The sequence below is a fragment of the [Flexibacter] sp. ATCC 35208 genome (genome assembly GCF_001975825.1).
GTDB lineage: Bacteria > Bacteroidota > Bacteroidia > Chitinophagales > Chitinophagaceae > Chitinophaga.
Map to the genome: position 1 here is coordinate 144,424 of NZ_MTKN01000007.1, position 16,042 is coordinate 160,465.

General features: G+C 44.1%; 14 protein-coding genes, 1 tRNA gene and 1 pseudogene. 4 read left to right on the forward strand and 12 right to left on the reverse strand.

Translation table 11 applies throughout. The features are described from left to right. Position 1 precedes the first annotated feature (1 nt). Together BW716_RS07095 and BW716_RS07100 are read right to left on the reverse strand one after the other, a co-directional pair. The gene (locus tag BW716_RS07095) at positions 2-409 is read right to left on the reverse strand and encodes a response regulator (protein ID WP_083721831.1); all 408 of its coding nucleotides are present in this window, start codon (positions 407-409) and stop codon (positions 2-4) included. Further along, entirely contained in the window at positions 402-2,267 is a 1,866-nt protein-coding gene (locus BW716_RS07100) for a PAS domain-containing sensor histidine kinase (RefSeq protein WP_083721832.1), read from the reverse strand. Before BW716_RS07100 ends, BW716_RS07095 begins: the two co-directional genes overlap by 8 nt. Positions 2,268-2,655: 388 nt before the next feature. Here BW716_RS07100 and BW716_RS07105 point away from each other — a divergent pair, with 388 nt between their 5' ends. The 3 genes from BW716_RS07105 (at position 2,656) to BW716_RS07115 (ending at position 7,027) form a co-directional block, all read left to right on the forward strand. Beyond that, positions 2,656-3,528, forward strand: a complete 873-nt coding sequence (locus BW716_RS07105) for a sensor histidine kinase (RefSeq protein WP_235643526.1) — start codon at positions 2,656-2,658, stop codon at positions 3,526-3,528. A 12-nt stretch (positions 3,529-3,540) separates the two neighbouring features. After that, positions 3,541-4,257, forward strand: a complete 717-nt coding sequence (locus BW716_RS07110) for a LytTR family DNA-binding domain-containing protein (RefSeq protein ID WP_083721834.1) — start codon at positions 3,541-3,543, stop codon at positions 4,255-4,257. Between the two features lie 178 nt (positions 4,258-4,435). Further along, complete coding sequence (locus BW716_RS07115) at positions 4,436-7,027, forward strand: outer membrane beta-barrel family protein (protein WP_083721835.1); 2,592 nt, start codon at positions 4,436-4,438, stop codon at positions 7,025-7,027. 157 nt (positions 7,028-7,184) lie between these two features. Here the strand turns inward: BW716_RS07115 and BW716_RS07120 are convergent, their stop codons facing one another. From BW716_RS07120 to BW716_RS07140, 5 genes are all read right to left on the reverse strand, one after another. Continuing rightward, positions 7,185-7,580, reverse strand: a complete 396-nt coding sequence (locus BW716_RS07120) for a hypothetical protein (protein WP_083721836.1) — start codon at positions 7,578-7,580, stop codon at positions 7,185-7,187. Positions 7,581-7,694: 114 nt separating this feature from the next. After that, positions 7,695-8,111 (reverse strand): Dabb family protein, encoded by a 417-nt coding sequence (locus tag BW716_RS07125; protein ID WP_083721837.1) that lies wholly within the window; start codon positions 8,109-8,111, stop codon positions 7,695-7,697. Between the two features lie 77 nt (positions 8,112-8,188). Next, the gene (locus tag BW716_RS07130; protein WP_083721838.1) at positions 8,189-10,360 is read right to left on the reverse strand and encodes a gliding motility-associated C-terminal domain-containing protein; all 2,172 of its coding nucleotides are present in this window, start codon (positions 10,358-10,360) and stop codon (positions 8,189-8,191) included. Between the two features lie 552 nt (positions 10,361-10,912). After that, a complete protein-coding gene (locus BW716_RS07135) occupies positions 10,913-11,587 on the reverse strand; it encodes a YceI family protein (protein WP_083721839.1) in 675 nt (224 codons plus the stop codon). Between the two features lie 455 nt (positions 11,588-12,042). Further along, positions 12,043-12,780 (reverse strand): hypothetical protein, encoded by a 738-nt coding sequence (locus BW716_RS07140; RefSeq protein WP_083721840.1) that lies wholly within the window; start codon positions 12,778-12,780, stop codon positions 12,043-12,045. Between the two features lie 92 nt (positions 12,781-12,872). Between BW716_RS07140 and BW716_RS36675 the strand changes: the two genes are divergently transcribed. Beyond that, positions 12,873-12,947, forward strand: a tRNA-Pro gene (locus tag BW716_RS36675). Between the two features lie 771 nt (positions 12,948-13,718). Here BW716_RS36675 and BW716_RS38940 read toward each other — a convergent pair. The 5 genes and pseudogenes from BW716_RS38940 to BW716_RS07165 all read right to left on the reverse strand — a co-directional run. After that, positions 13,719-14,303, reverse strand: a pseudogene (locus BW716_RS38940) (recombinase family protein); the annotation flags it as partial. Next, positions 14,303-14,551 (reverse strand): hypothetical protein, encoded by a 249-nt coding sequence (locus BW716_RS07150; protein WP_083721842.1) that lies wholly within the window; start codon positions 14,549-14,551, stop codon positions 14,303-14,305. The pseudogene BW716_RS38940 and the gene BW716_RS07150, both read right to left, overlap by 1 nt. Positions 14,552-14,581: 30 nt before the next feature. Continuing rightward, a complete protein-coding gene (locus tag BW716_RS07155) occupies positions 14,582-15,268 on the reverse strand; it encodes a hypothetical protein (protein ID WP_143708767.1) in 687 nt (228 codons plus the stop codon). 29 nt (positions 15,269-15,297) lie between these two features. Beyond that, positions 15,298-15,564, reverse strand: a complete 267-nt coding sequence (locus BW716_RS07160; RefSeq protein WP_083721844.1) for a hypothetical protein — start codon at positions 15,562-15,564, stop codon at positions 15,298-15,300. Between the two features lie 19 nt (positions 15,565-15,583). Next, the gene (locus BW716_RS07165) at positions 15,584-15,943 is read right to left on the reverse strand and encodes a hypothetical protein (protein WP_083721845.1); all 360 of its coding nucleotides are present in this window, start codon (positions 15,941-15,943) and stop codon (positions 15,584-15,586) included. Positions 15,944-16,042: the final 99 nt, after the last annotated feature.

The following is a 16,042-nucleotide window of genomic DNA, read 5'->3' on the forward strand; positions in this document are numbered from 1 at the left end:
TTCAGGCTGGTAATAATTCTGTTAATATTTCTTTGATAATATTCTTTCCAATTGGTTTAACAAGGTATCCTGCCAGAGAAGGAAACTCCTTCGCTTTCTGCAAATCACTTTCATGTGTAGAACTGGTCAGTACATACACCTTAATCTGCTTGCCTGCCGGCAGCTTTAACTTAACGTATTCCCGCAGAAACTGCCACCCATCCATATAGGGCATATTTACATCCAGCAGGATCAGGTCAGGGAGATGATCCGCCTCATTCAGATTTTGTTTAATGTAGTTCAATGCCTGCTCTCCATCTGTAAACTTATGGATCTTTTCTACCAGTTCCAGTCTTTCAAAATGCTGCCGCATGACAAATTGAAATAATTCATCATCATCAACAACGCAAACATTTTTAATCTTATTCATCTTCCTTCTTTATGAGTACCCGGTTATTAAAATAAACAAAGAAACTACTTCCTTTCCCTACTTCACTCTTTACATCCAACCTACCACCAAAAGTCTGGATTTGATTCCGGACCATAAAAAGGCCTACTCCGTTACTTTCGTAACCGCGATGAAACTTCTTCTTATACCTGAATAACTGCTCTCTGTGCTTTTGGAGGTCAATCCCTATGCCATTATCCCTTACCATCAATACGACCTGGTCCTCTTCCTGCCAGGTACTAATGGTAATTTCAGGCGGAGCTTCCGGGCGGGTATAAGTTAATGCATTGTTTATCAAATGAAATAAAATATTTTCTAGATACGGGCGCGAATATAATAATACTGGAATTTGAAAATGCATTTTTAATTGTGCATTTTTTTCCACAACCTGTAGATTGAGCGAACTCCACAACTTACTGGTTATATCTTCCAGGTCACATTGGGTAAAGGGCAGATCTGTATTGGCATGCTGGGCCAACACTTCTTTCAGGTCATTGAGGGTATTGATGATTGAATTAGCTGAATTCTTCATATGATTAAGCAGGGTGTGCTGTTCCTGCATGTTATGCAGTTCAGGCAGGAGTTCTACTGAACTGATAAGGGCGGTAGCTGGGCCCCGTAAGTTATGGGCAATGATCTGGTTGAGTTCGAAGAGTTGTTTGATTTTTTGCTGGAGGTCAATGGAGGTGGCATGGAGTATGATATTTTTCTTTCTGGCTTCCGAATCCAGGTGTTTTAGTTCCGTCACGTCGATCATCTGAACGATCAGGTAACGGACGGTTCCATCCGGGTTCAGCATCGCCGTGCAGGCCAGGCACATATAGATATAATGCCCCTCACGATGCCGGTATCGTCGTTCTGCTCTGTAGCTATTGATCTTCCGGTCACTGATCTGCTGGATCTGGGCGATGGCCGTATCCAGGTCTTCGGGATGAATGAGGTCGCAGGCACCTATACCGGAAATTTCCTCGTGGGTATACCCCAGGGTATCCAGCAGTGAAGCATTGACATCCAGCCATTGGCCATCCAGCGATAACAACGCAATGCCGGTAGGCGAATAGTCAAAGACGCTCTTGAACACCTGCTGACTATCTTCCAGCTGTTTACGGGCCTCTCTGAGTTCCTGGTTCGCCTTGTTTTCTGCTGTGACATCGTGTATGCTGAGGATAATAGTATTATTGGCAGTGCCGGGCCTGAGCAGGCGGATGCGGTACCATACCTGTTGATCTCTATCCAAAGGATCCAGCATTACCCTCACAACCTCCTTGCCGGAGATAACCACTTCATGGATCAATTGCTGTATTTCCTTTTTTAAACGATCAGGCATATAATGATAGGCAGATTTGCCCTGCATCTCCATCCAGGGCAGGGTCAGGCGGGCGCTCCGGTTCATCCATACATGCAGGATGATGCCATCAATTGTCATTTCGAGGATGATATCATCCAGGGAAGAAATGATGGTATTGAGCGAACGGTAGATTTCAAGGTAACCGGTCACATCTCTGAAAGTGAGCATATAACCAGTCTCAGTAGATGTATGCAAAGCCTTGCCGGTGACATGCAGCCAGCAGTCCTTTTTGTGAGGTACATCCTGTTGGATCTTATGACCAACGAATTCTTTCTGCTCCTGCAACAGGCGCCCTAAAGCACCGGCAGACGGGCTTTTCCACCAGCCAGGATCTTCCATCTGAGCCTCAGAGATCTGCAGGATCTCCAATGCGGAGGGATTAAAGGCCACGATCTGACCTGCCTGGTTAATAGCGATATAGCCATCCTCAAATGCGGCGGCGATTGCACCCCACCAATTATTCGCCGGGTTAATGGTTTTAGCTTGCACCATAGTTAATTTGGAACCCCCCTTTAAGATTGAGTGAATTTATTGCTGACGGTCGGATCTGGATATGATTATAACAAAATATTAACAGCAATATTAAGCGAAAACTACAAGTTTGCCGCCAAAAACGAGTAATTCATCTCTATTTTCTGTTGCAATCCAGTTATTTTCTGTTTTTTTGAAGTGTTTTAATGGACGAATTAAAGTAATGACTGTTACAGAAAATGATATAAAACCCGCCTGGTATACGAAAAAATGGGCTCAAAGTTTACTCCACGCGGTGGCCTGGGTTACCTTATTCACCCTCCCATATTTATTACGCCCTTCGCCAGACAAAAATCATGGACACAAGGAAGAAGATCCTCTATGGCATATTCACTTTATCATAAATTGTGTGTTCCTGACTTGCTGGTTTTACCTGAACTCAAATGTGCTGATACCTAAACTGGTATATAAGAAGAAATGGTGGCAATATGGTGTTATATTGCTGCTAATGCTTTTTGTGCAGGTATTAGTGAGATGGATATTTGTGAATATATTTATTTCGCCGGAGGAGTTTGATTTACGCCCTACGATATTCTTTAGCTTTTTCACCCTGCTCTTTATCCTTGCATGTAGTACTACCTGGAGGATCGTTAAAGACAAGGTAGAAGCGGATCAACTGGCCAGTGACAGGGAAAATGAGAATCTGAAAACAGAGCTGAGCCTGTTGCGCTCCCAGGTAAGTCCACACTTTATGTTCAATGTATTGAATAATATGGTGGCCCTGGCCCGGAAGCGGTCCGACCAGCTGGAACCTTCTCTCATCAAACTCTCTTCCCTGATGCGGTATATGCTGTACGAAGCGGATGAGGACAAAGTAGCCCTGGACAAGGAGGTAGATTATCTGCAAAGTTATATTGACCTGCAGCAACAGCGATTCGGGGCGAAAGTACAGGTGAATGTGAACCTGCAACTACCCGAGAATGGATATGAAATAGAGCCAATGCTGCTCATTCCTTTTGTGGAGAACGCCTTTAAGCATGGCACAGGTATGATACCGGATGCCAGGATTGATATAGAACTGAGAGCGAAGCAGGGTTTATTACAGTTCTCTGTGATGAACAAATACAATGAAGAATATGAAGAGGTAAAAGATAATTCGTCCGGGATAGGTTTAACGAATGTGAAACGCAGACTGAACCTGTTGTATAGAGATAATTACCAGTTACTGATCAATAAAAAAGAGGGATGGTTCGTTGTATCCCTGCAATTACACTTGCATTAATAAAATACGAATATGGTATTACGTTGCATAGCAGTAGATGATGAGCCACTGGCGCTGGATTTATTGGAAGACAATATCAAACAGGTACCTTATCTGGAGCTGGTAGCAAAGTGTGCAGATGCTTTTGAAGCAATTAAGGTGCTGGAAGAAAATACCGTGGACCTGATCTTCCTGGATATCCAGATGCCGGGATTGACGGGATTGCAGTTTATACAGAGTTTACAGCACAAGCCGATGATCATCCTGATCACGGCTTATGAAAAATACGCATTGCAGGGGTTTGACCTGGAGGTAACGGATTACCTGGTGAAGCCAGTCGCGCTGCCCCGCTTTATCAAAGCCTGTAACAAAGCGAAAGAACTGTTCCAGCTCAGACAACAGCCAGCTAACCCCACAACGGCGGCCCCTTCTCCGGAGTTCTTTTTTGTGAATGCGGATTATAGTCTGCTGAAGATCAATATCGGAGATATCATCTGGATTGAAGCCCTAAAGGACTATATCCGGATACATATGACAGGTACGGCCAAGCCGGTGGTGACCAGGATGCCGCTAAAACAGGTGGAAGAGCAGCTGAACCCGGCAAAGTTCATCCGGATCCACAAGAGTTATATCATTGCGGTAGCGCATATCACTGCAATCAGGAAGAACAGTGTGTTTATCGGCACCATGGAGCTGCCTGTGGGGGATAACTACAGGGAGTCTGTGGCGGCGCTGACGGGTACTAAATAAGCTTATTCAGCTATATCAGAAAAGAGGGTTTTGCCGGCTGGCAAAACCCTCTTTTTGTGTCTGGCAGGCCGAACATGAAAAGAAGCTACCTTTTGTCGCTATATTTTTTCCTATTGTCTCATTTGGCTATGCATAATTAAATTCTACAATTAGTTTTGCCTTATCAGAAAAGAATTTTATGCAAAGAATTTTTTGGCTAATCGCCCTGTTGACCTTTACAGTAGCAGCACATGCACAAATGCCTCCGGGGGGCACACCTCCTCCGGGAGCTTTTCCAGGTGGTAAACCTGTAGCAAATGGTCACCTCTACGGAAAGGTATTGGATAGTGATGGTAAACCTCTACCCTACACTTCCGTTATCGTATTTCAAAACAGATATGACACCACTACCGGCACTAAAAAAGATGTGCTTGTAAAAGGAGCCATGACACAAAATAACGGGGATTTCAGCCTGGAAGGTGTGCCTACTTTCGGCCCCCTGATCCTGAAAATCTCAGCCACCGGTTATAAACAATATGTACAGACCGTGTCTTTCAAAAAAGCAGGTAGTGGCCCCCCTTCTACTGACAAAGACCTGGGGAACCTCAAACTGACGGCCGACATCAGCCAGCTGAACGAGGTGACAGTGACCGCTGCCAAACCACTCATGAAAGTGGATATGGACAAGAAGGTATTCGATGTGACCCAGAACATTTCCAGCGTAGGTGGTACTGCACAGGATGTGATGAAGAACGTACCTTCTGTGAACGTAGATGTAGATGGTAACATGACCATGCGCAATGCCACACCACAGTTGTACCTGGATGGCCGTCCTACTACCCTGACCCTGGATCAGATTCCAGCAGATGCGATCGAAACGGTGGAAGTAATGACTGCTCCAAGTGCTAAATACGATGCATCAGGTGGTGGCGCAGGTATCGTGAACATTGTGCTGAAGAAGAACCGTAAAACGGGTTACAATGGTAACATCAGAGCGGGTATTGCCAGCCGTGGCGCCCTGAATGGCGGCCTGGACTTCAATGCACGCCAGGGTAAATTTAACCTGAGTGCAAATGCAATGTATAACCAGAACAAAGATCGTACAACAGGTTACACTGACCGTACTGATTACTCTACAGACCCTAACCTCCATACACTGCAGAACAACGTACAGACTGGTGGCGGTGGATTTATGTTTGGCAGGGTAGGTCTGGATTATTTCATGAATAACAGAACGACTTTATCCCTCACAGGTACAAAAGTGCATGGTGAAATGTCACCAAAAAGTACGCTTGACATCTTTACAGACAGCCTGTACAACAGCGGTACTACCAGCTCTTATGGTCATCGTATTACAGATGGAAAAAGAGTCTTTAACGGGAATGGCCTGGAACTGGCAATGAAACACCTGTTCCCCCACGAAGGAGATGAACTGAGTGTCACGGCAAACTATTTCGGTGGTACCAACACAAATAATTCACTGTATACCACCAATTACTATACAGCTAAAGGTGGTACTTATACTAATGATGTAATTCAGAAGATCGATGGCGATGGTAAGATGCACCACATCACCGGACAGGCGGATTATACAAAAGCACTGAGTGCAAAATCAAAACTGGAAGCAGGTGTACGCGGACAGTTCAACTACACGCTGAACAAGAACGCTACTTACTATTACAATGACGAAACCGGTGAGTACGATCTGTCATCCAGCTCTACCAGCAACTACGAGAATCATGAGAGGATCCTGGCGGCCTATGGTTCATTCAGCAGCAGCATTAAGAATTTCAGCTATAAAGTAGGTGTACGTGCAGAAAGTTCCAACTACGATGGTAAACTGCTTAACAACGGTGAGAAGTTTAGCAACAGTTACCCGGTAAGCCTTTTCCCAACTATCTTCCTTAGCCAGAAAGTGGGCCACAACCAGGAATTGCAGCTGAGTGTAACAAGAAGGATCAACCGTCCGAGCTTTTTCCAGCTGATACCATTTGCGGATAGTACAGATAAGCTGAATATCACAAAGGGTAATCCTAACCTGGTACCTGAGTTCACACAATCATTCGAATTATCTTACATGAAGACGTTCAGTAATAACAGTACCTTTATGGCATCTGGTTATTACAAACGTACTACACATACTATTACCAGCTATACTGATTCAGAAACAGACGAAGCCACTGGTACCTCTGCACTGATAAACACATATATCAATGCAAAGAACAGCTATACCACAGGTGCGGAAGTAACACTGGTCAACTACTTCACCAAATGGTGGGATATGAATACAAACATCAATGCTTACAACTCAAAGGTAAATGCGGGTACTTCAGAGGTACAGAACAATGCCTTGTGGAGTGTCTTTGCAAAGGTGAACAGTAACTTCAAACTGCCGGCCAGCTTTGAATTGCAGCTGACAGGTACCTATCAGTCTAAAACCAACATGCCGGTGAACCAGCAGAAAGGTTTTGGAGACGGTCCTCCACAGATGCAGGCACAGAGTTCTTCCCAGGGTTATATCAAAGGTTTCTATGGTGTAGACCTGGCGTTGAAGAAGAGCTTCCTGAAGAGCAAGGCGCTGACAGCGACAGTCAGCGTGAACGACATCTTCCGCAGCAGAACTACGGATCAGGTATCTTACAGCACTTATTTTACACAGGAATATACACGTTTGCGTAACCCACAGTTCGTAAGACTGAACCTGGCATATCGCTTTGGTAAGATCGATGCTTCATTGTTTAAGCGTAAAGCGAACAGTACCATGGATAGCAATTCAGGAATGCAGATGTAATTTCTCAGAATAGACTCATGTATATTTCATTAAAAAACAGCAGCCGTTGATGGCTAAAGCCAACGGCCTGCTTTAAAGATCAAAATGAGTCACTGATAATTTTTTTATACGTAGGACAGGAGAAAATTAAAAAAGCAGCGGCAGGTCCGCTGCTTTTTTAATATCGGTCCAGCAGCGACATAAAGCCGAGCAGCAGGAGGAAAAGTACAGGTGCCAGTATGAGGAGGCCGGTGGCGAAAATGAGACCATCATGTATGGCTTGCTTACTTTGATGGGCAAATTCTTTATAAGTTCTGCGAATGACTGTTTTCCGGCTGAAATAGCATCTGTTTATCGTATAGATAAAGATGGTAAACCCTGCGGCGATAGCCGTCAGAAAGCCGTAAGACACCTGATCGAAGATCATAATAAAGCTGGCTATCACGAATGGTAATAGCACCATAAAACCCACCACAGTCAGATATAAAACGGCATTCTCTCTTGCATACCGTTTTGTAAATTTTTGTGCCAATAAGTAATAATGGTAATACAAATAGCGGTATACTAATGTCATATTCAGATCATCATATATGTTTTTGACATAACGTTGTTGTGCTGTGTGTGTATTTGGTTGGTAGGCTGAAGTAAAGTATTAATCCTGTCTTTTAAGGTTAATGAGCGGTTAACGCTATATATCCTCTGCATCGTAGACAATCACCTTTTGCCAGAGGGAAGAACAGTTTTTGATGAATGCCAGGTGTGCCGGATCGGTCTGATAGATGTCCTGATCTGCTTTGTTTTTGAAGAACAGCAGCCAGGATACCTGGTAAGAGCGATCAATCACTTCGCGGTTGGTGGTAGAAGGCAATCCAATATGATGTTGGCGAATGGTTTTGGCGGTTTTCGCCAGCCTTTGTAGTCCTTCAATCAGCTTTGCTTTATCTTCCTGGCTGTCCGGATTATTGAGCCAGAAGTAGACATGGTGTACAAAAACCTTTTCAGTTGGCTTAGCCATGAGCGCAGTGCCTGACAGGGAAGCAATACCGGTGAGAGCGGCTGTTTTCCCGGCGGTGGCTAAGAATTGGCGCCTTGTTTTTTTGAACATAGGGTCATGATTTTTAGTCCTTCAAAATAGGAAATATCTATGAGCCCAAAATTTATTTTTTGCAAAATGGTTTTAGCTCAGCGGATAAGCAGGATAGTGCCTTTTCTTACGACATCGCCACAGACAGTTCTGGCGCGAATCATGTAAATATAAGTACCCATAGGTAATGGTTCTCCTTTGGATGTGCCGTCCCAGCAAGCATCTGGCGAATCTGATACATATACGATCCGGCCTGCGCGATTGAAAATATTGAATTCAAACCAGGAGGTTTCCCCCCAACGTTTTAGTCCAAAGCAATCATTTTTACCATCTCCGTTAGGTGTGAATGCCGAAGGAATAGGATAACGGGTGAAGGCGAGAGCGACATCCACATTGACGGTTATACTTTCTACATTGGTACATCCGTGACCATCCATAATGGTGACTTCGTAAGTAGTCGTTTCCAGCGGGGATACGGCCGGACTGGCAGTTTGTGTATTGGTGATGCCGGGAGCTGTTTCCCAGGTGTAATAGATGCCTCCTGTTGCTTTTAAACTGATGCTGGCGTTGGCACAATCTATGTCACCCGATTTGGCAATGGTAGTGGTGGGCGTATCGTATACGATCACGGGTACCACGAGGGTATCAGCGAGCTTGCAGGCGTAGTCTTTGATGTAGACCTTGAAAGTAGTATCGTGCAGGGGTGAAATGTTTAAAGCTGTACCTGTGGTGAGCAGGGAATCATTTGATGTGAACCATGCGTATTCATCACCACCGGCGGCTGTCATGATCACAGACTGACCGATGCAGACAGCGGGTGAGTCGGGGGTGACCTTCAATACAGGTGTCGGAGTTACATTGATATATATGTTTTTGGAAGTACGGCAGCCGTAGATAGTAGATGCAGTAATGATGTAATTGGTAGTAGTGTCAGGACTGGCGGTTGGGTTTGTGATGGTTGTATTACTTAATCCTTTGGCTGGCGACCAGGTATAACTGGCAGGAATATCTGAAACGCCTGATAACTGGATAGTGGTACCGGTACACATGGAGGTATCCTTGCTGGTGGTGATAACGGGAGAAGGATTCACGTTGATCGTCAACGATGCTTCGCCTGTGCAGCCATAAGCGTCTGTGCCTGCTACGGTGTATTTTGTGGTGGTGGTTGGACTGGCCACTGGCTGAGCGATGGTATCTGCATTCAGGTAAGTGGCGGGTGTCCATTGATAGGTGGTGGCACCTGTAGCACTGAGCTGCGTGGACTTACCTGCACAGAGAATAACATCGGGGAGCGTGGTAACTTTTACATCGCAGGGTGCAGTGAGGGCAATGAAATAGTCTTCGACTTCGCCGTTGGGCGCATAGCCGGTAGGATTGATGATAAGGGTATCGGAGATGCGGAAGCGAAAGGCGGATGGAGACACTTTGCCGGCAGGGAGTCTTGCCGGGATGTCTGACCATTTTAAAATGGCGGTATTTGCTGTTATAGTATCGATCGCTATTTCGTTTGCATCGAAGATACCATTGCGGTTGAAGTCGAACCACGCGGAGACGTATGCAGTTGTAGTGGCGTATACCGGAATCGTGATTTCGTACTCCCCTCCTCCTGTATATGGAGGAAAAGTGGTGATCGCATCTTCGTCGGCACCGTCATCAGTGGCTTTTAGCGTATCGGCATCGGGGACGATGGCACCTAAGTAGAAATTTGATTGTTGTGTGAGTGTACAGGGGGTATAAGTGAGTTCGTGGGCGGCATAGCCGTAGGAAGCAGGGAGGTCTCCCCTGTCGAATGCTGCCAGGATACCGAAGATGACGGTGGAGGCGTTTCCCATGGTGACCTCGGTCGTATCAGTACTTAACGCCATAGAAGTGCTGCAGGCGCCTGTATAAGTAGTGCTGCCGGTACTGATGGCGACCATGGTAACGGGTGAGGGGGTATTATTCCGGGTGGCGGTAAATGCCACTTTGAAATGCGCGCTGCTGTTGGTATTTAAAGAGCTTTTGATGGCGGGGTTATTGAAGTCATAGCCGGCGTAAGACATATAGTTAGGTACGGGGGTGGTACCTGTAACGTCGGAAAACGTGGCGGTAACAGTGAGGCTATCACTGGTAATGAATGTTTTAGTGGCCCCTTCGGTGATGGTAAAACCGGCCCAGTTGCACCAGTAGATGTGCTCTTTGAGGGATCCTGTTCCGGTATCGGCATATTGTGCTTTTAGCTGTAATTGAGATAAAAGCAATGCCAGAGACAGGGAATAGATTTTTGGCATCAGGTATAGGATAATGTTTTCAATGCATACAGGCGCTGGTTCTGGTTAAAAAGGGTTCAATATCACGGTAGCTGTATGTGTCGATGATGGTTTATGAGATAAGTAAATTATGATATTTTTTTATATAATAAAATATATTTTCGGGCAGGTATATTCTTTATGTGAGTATAACGGAGAGAGATAGTTGAAATTGAGAGGATTGGTTATTGTGCAATATTTGGGAGGAAAAAAAGATTTGGAAAGAGCGGAAAAAGGTTGTTACATTTGCATACCAATATTTGAAGGGGAATAATACAAATTAGGTTTTCAAAGGACCAGATAATTTATTGAGGTAGCATCTCTGCTACCTCTTTTTCGTTTTAGGAGAATTGGAGGTATTTGTTTCGATATTGTTACTTTATTTGATTCAATTTTATTGCTCTTATTTTTCAAATAAAACATTCATGAAAGAGGGAATTCTCGAATGGGGAATGAAAACCATTTTCAGAGAAAAAAAGGCCCGCATCATACGATGCGGGCCTTTTTTATTTTTCAGCATATTGCTGATAGCAATTATTTCTTAACAGCCTTCACTTTGAAGCCGATTTCGATATCCTTGCTGATCACCCAGTTTTCAGGGCTACCTTCAGTTTTGTAGTGGATACCCCAAGCGGTTCTGTCAATCACGAATTTAGCAGTAGCAGTTACGTCGCCTTCAGACACAGTAACTACAGCAGGGAAAGTGATGTTCAGGGTGCTATCTTTCAGGGTCAGGTTACCGCTGATCAGATTAGTTGCACCTGCTTCCAGGCTCTTAGCTTTAGTGCTGTCGTAAGGAGCTACGGCAGTGATAACGAATTTTGCAGCAGGGAACTTCTCAACATTGAAGAAGTCTGCGCTTTTCAGGTGGCCATCCAGATCAGTGGATTTCTTATCCTTTTCAGTAACAGATGCAGGATCAGTGGTCAGGGAATTCATGTTTACTTCGAATTCACCACTGGTAATAGTGCCGTTTTCAACGTTCAGGGTACCGGAAGACACCTTGATAACACCCCAACGAGGAGCCATACCACCTTTGTGGGTAGCTTTCCAGTCAACGGTAGTAGCAGTAGTGTCGATGGTGTAAGCAGCACCGGTGGTAGCAGCAGCTTCCTGTGCTTCGGAGGTTTTAGCCTGTTCAGGTTTAGTACCACCGCCACAAGCGGCCAGTGCAAGCATTAAAGCAATAGCAGATACAGTTTGCTTCATGGTTTTCGATTTTTTTAATTAAAAGACAATGTATTATATCACCGAAATTAAATATTTGTGTTCTAACAACAATAGCAAATCCGGAAAAAAGATGGAATGTACAACGACTTTTTACCGGGGAATGGACAATTTTCTGAAAATGATGTGCTTTTTTTAAATTTTAATGATTGTACAGTGAAATGACTAATGATTAATGTGGGATTTAATAGAGGTGGATAAAACGTGTAAATTTGTATCTCAGATAAACAGCAGTGGGTATTCGTTTAGTATAGCCATACTAGTTTGTTTATTTTACAATTTTAATGGGAAGCCCCAGCTGGATTACCGGCTGGGGCAATTTATTAAAGTTACATTATTTTTTTTGATTTAGGCGGAAGATTGTGAATTGCATCTTTCTTAGTTTCAAGCTGCGCATGCAATTGTCTGGCTATTTCTAAGCAGCACATTGCAGGTACCTACTTCTTAGCTTTCTGCGTCATGATCGTCTCATCCCCCTTTGAAATTGTCAATGTAGGCGGCAACTTCTCCTTTCCTATAACAGTGATCTCTACCTTGTAAGTATACGCCCCATTCTCAAAAGAGAAATAATGATTCCCTCCTGAGCCTTCACGTATAAACTTCCCATCCTGTATCACCATCTCCGGCTGATCGATAGTTTTCACATTCACCGGCCAGCTGGTATACCGGAAATTATTACTCCCCATATCATCGATACGCACCTTGAATTTCTCCGTCTGAAACGCTAAAACCGGTTGCTTATAATCTCTCAAAGAAGGATTGATCTGGTTCTTATCCACTTCTATCAGCGTAGCTCTCTTAGCCGCTTCTATTTTCGTCTGGTAATTGATCCCTATCAGCTTTCCATTATCATCCAGCCATACCTGACCCCGATTCAGGGAGATTCCCCTCCACCCTCCTGAAGCCCAGTCTTTTGCCGGGTCAGAATGAGCGATTACATAAATCAGTGAATCATCAAACAGTTCATTGTAACGGGCAAGGAATTCCTGCTTATTATTGACAGCTGGCAACGGATATTGTCTTCTTAAAGGATATATGACTTTATCGGCAAGCGCCTGTTTATCCTGCTGTTTTACAAGCGTGATAAAGGCGGAAACGGCTTTGGGATTAGGATTGTCCTGTCCAAAAGTACTTACGCTGGCATAGAGCAAAACGGCTAATAGTAATCTTTTCATAGTATTTGTAGCGGGCAAAGATATTGCGCCTTGAGGGATAGAAGGCTAATTATATGCCAAATTTTTTCATAAATTTATTATGAAAGTAAATATCGGACGAAGCGCAGCCCCGTAGCGCGCTTTGTTCGGAACGAAGAGGCAGCTGGTTCGAATTCAGTCATTCCGACTAAACTGGACAGGGCAGCAGAAATGCTGCCTTGTTTGTTTTTATCATCTTCGGGAATGCAGTTCAGTCGCGGGATGGTTTCAAAAACCTCATTCACTTTTCCAGTTCGAAATGCCCCTTTTTCGTGAAAATAGCTTACTCCCTCCAGGAATACCATTTTCTGTATCTTTTCCTTCTCTGGCGTAGTGCCGGAAGTCCATGCTGTATTGAGTTTGGAGGAAAAACTGACAGCCCATTCATAGCTTCCTTTTAAGTTAGAACTGTCTGTGTTCAGATTATCCAGCGTTTCTATGATTTCTTTCTTTTCCTGGGCTAATTTTTTCCTTAGCCGGTCGTACACTTCTGATGGTACTGTCTTTCCGATATAATAGTCTTCTTCTAACTCTTCTATCTTTTTATCGGTTACAGCCAGGTTTTCTTTCAGGTTCTTTCTGGTTTGGTAGGCAGCGGCAAAATGATTGTCAAAGGCATGGTTCATGTGGTAAAGCAAGGGAGCTATCAGGTGTGGCTTTATTTGGTAATCACTCAGTAACTTTTCAAAGTCTTGATTTACCTGCTCTGTTCTTTTATTACAGTTACACCCTGCGGTACGGCACTTATAATAGTAATACTGTAAAGGTTTACCTGTAGCTTTTCCCTTTTTCTTAACCACATAGCCGGTATAACCAACCCCGCACTTATGACACTTCATAAAAAGCTTTAGAGGATATTGTTCATGTTCTTTTTTATGGGATACGCCATATTTTCCACCTGCTGCTGCCCTGATATTATGGATTTTCAGGAATAGCTCCTGTGATATGAGTTTTTCGTGAGTACCTTCTACCTGTTTGCCGTTAAGCATAGTATTGGCGATGATACCGCAATAAAAAGGATTGGATAGGATCATACTCAGCTTCTGCTTGTATATCTTTACGCCTAATGCTTTCAGTCTTGACAGGATTTCGTCGTTCTTTAACCCTTGTGCTTTCCATTCAAATGCCTTTTTTAGCTTTTTACCTGTTTCATTGACTACAATCATTCTTACTTTATCTTCTTTTACCACTGAGTAACCCATTGGAGGCTTCTTGCACCAGATACCTCTCTCCAGCTTCTCTTTAATACCCGCTATGGCTCTTTGCCTTCTTAACTGGTTGTCATATTCGCTAAACAGAAACTGCATATTTTGCTGAAACACGCCGCCGGGATTACTGGTATCTATGGGCTGCGTTACAGCAATAATAGTGACACCATACTTCTCCCGTAGTTCTTTGGCTAACCGCATGGCTCCGTCTCCTGTCCGGCTAAACCTGTCAAGCAGATATACCAATATATGTGTTACCCTTTCTTTATTCTTTTTTATGAAGTCCAGCATCCGCATTAATCTTCCTCCTCCTCATCATCATCATCTTCTTCTTCGTCTTCATGGTAGTCCGATATAATATCTTCGGCTTCATGGATGGCTTCCCGCTGTTCTTTCTCGTATTCCACTTCAATAGTGATGTGGCCCTCATCTTCATCTGTGCCTGTAATACTATTGGTGATATCGTTTTCCAGTAGTACATCGGCTACCCGGATCAGCACAGCTACAGGCACCTGTAATTCACGTTTTGTAATAACTGTTTGCATAAAATAGATAGATTTTAAGGTTATGAATAATTATTCTGAAAAGTTAAGTTCACGGAACTTTACCAGCGGCACCATAGCTGCCAGCGTAAAACGACAGGCAATGAGGGATGCTTTCCGGTTAAGCGTTAAACGAAAGCGGGTATCACCTTTCGGCTTAACGTTATAAACAATGCGGTCAAGGTTATGTATGATGTCTTTTACCAGCGCGGTGTAGGGATAATCAGCAGGCAGTTGCCGGTAAGGACGTGCCGCCACCATATCAGCAAACGAATCCCGCAAAAGAACTAATGTCTCGTTGGGTATAGAAGGCATATTGCTTAAACGAAGTATGTTTTCTAACAGGCAGCGCAGGCGAAGGCTTACCCACTTTACAGGCTGCATAACATAGGTTCCCCAATATTGCTCTGGGTTTTCAAATGCAAATGTGAAGTTATTACTATCCAGGCATTCCTGTACCGCCTCCAGCAGCCGGGAATGTACCCGCTTGTAGGACTGGTCTTGTTGCCTTATAATATAATCTGATTTATCTGCATCAGTTTTTGCTTCTTCCAGCAAAACTGCTGGTTCATTACCGGTTAAAGTATTAGTCTCCGCATCTGCTAATGCCAATCCGTTTCGTTTGTAAAAGGCTAACTGCTTGCAGGTATCACTACAATATTTACGGGTGCTTCGTAAGGCTTGCATCGGTGTGCCGCAGTATTGACACGTAGTTGTCATTGATGTCAGTTTAACGATAAACGATATTGTTAATAGTCGAGAGCTTCATCCTGTGGACTGCCTTTAACGTAATAACTATAATCACCCAATATGCCAATGATGTTTTGTAAGGCTTTCTGGTGTTTAGGGCTACCCTGCTGGTAGGTGATTTGCACCAGCAGGGTGCCTTCCTGCTCATTAATGCCTTCTACCTGCCAGTGCAGGCGGTTATTGAACAGGATGCGAATGATGTCCAGTAAAACATCAATAGGAATCGTGTGTGAACTGGTTGTAGCCGGTTTGTTTGCACTTTGCATGGTGATGTGTTTTAAGTTCTTAATCCATCAGCGAGATACCGGTTGCAGTATGATGGTTATCGCTAATAGCTTTGTGATGGTGTTGTTTGTACCGCTTCTTCCACTTCTTTACCTGTTTTTTCAGCCTTGTCTTTTCAGGGTCCTGGGCTGGCGGGTGCTTTTGTGTGTATAACCAATAAGCCAGCAGGCAGAGGCCCGCTACAATGATCAGCGGATGAGCCAATAACTTATACCATTGCTGTAATCCCTCCTTTTCTGTGGGTAACACACCAGATAGGCGGTTTAGCAGGTCCTGCGGAGCTGAAGGCGTTTTTGCTGTCTTCTCCCTTGCTGCTGGATCAGGTGGTGCTTGTTTTGATTCGGGGGTTATTGTTGACATACAGTTTGGGTTTACCGGTAAACGGAAGTGCCGTTTTACGTTTACCGTTCTGTATGCAAAGATGAGAATAGCAAGAGGGCTGGTATCCCCCTATAGGGA

Excerpts from the sequence above, each read along its gene's own strand:
- BW716_RS07095 (WP_083721831.1), bottom strand. The coding sequence starts at position 409 with ATGAATAAGATTAAAAATGTTTGCGTTGTTGATGATGATGAATTATTT.
- BW716_RS07100 (WP_083721832.1), bottom strand. The coding sequence starts at position 2,267 with ATGGTGCAAGCTAAAACCATTAACCCGGCGAATAATTGGTGGGGTGCA.
- BW716_RS07110 (WP_083721834.1), top strand. The coding sequence starts at position 3,541 with ATGGTATTACGTTGCATAGCAGTAGATGATGAGCCACTGGCGCTGGAT.
- BW716_RS07115 (WP_083721835.1), top strand. The coding sequence starts at position 4,436 with ATGCAAAGAATTTTTTGGCTAATCGCCCTGTTGACCTTTACAGTAGCA.
- BW716_RS07120 (WP_083721836.1), bottom strand. The coding sequence starts at position 7,580 with ATGACATTAGTATACCGCTATTTGTATTACCATTATTACTTATTGGCA.
- BW716_RS07125 (WP_083721837.1), bottom strand. The coding sequence starts at position 8,111 with ATGTTCAAAAAAACAAGGCGCCAATTCTTAGCCACCGCCGGGAAAACA.
- BW716_RS07130 (WP_083721838.1), bottom strand. The coding sequence starts at position 10,360 with ATGCCAAAAATCTATTCCCTGTCTCTGGCATTGCTTTTATCTCAATTA.
- BW716_RS07135 (WP_083721839.1), bottom strand. The coding sequence starts at position 11,587 with ATGAAGCAAACTGTATCTGCTATTGCTTTAATGCTTGCACTGGCCGCT.
- BW716_RS07140 (WP_083721840.1), bottom strand. The coding sequence starts at position 12,780 with ATGAAAAGATTACTATTAGCCGTTTTGCTCTATGCCAGCGTAAGTACT.
- BW716_RS07150 (WP_083721842.1), bottom strand. The coding sequence starts at position 14,551 with ATGCAAACAGTTATTACAAAACGTGAATTACAGGTGCCTGTAGCTGTG.
- BW716_RS07155 (WP_143708767.1), bottom strand. The coding sequence starts at position 15,268 with ATGACAACTACGTGTCAATACTGCGGCACACCGATGCAAGCCTTACGA.
- BW716_RS07160 (WP_083721844.1), bottom strand. The coding sequence starts at position 15,564 with ATGCAAAGTGCAAACAAACCGGCTACAACCAGTTCACACACGATTCCT.
- BW716_RS07165 (WP_083721845.1), bottom strand. The coding sequence starts at position 15,943 with ATGTCAACAATAACCCCCGAATCAAAACAAGCACCACCTGATCCAGCA.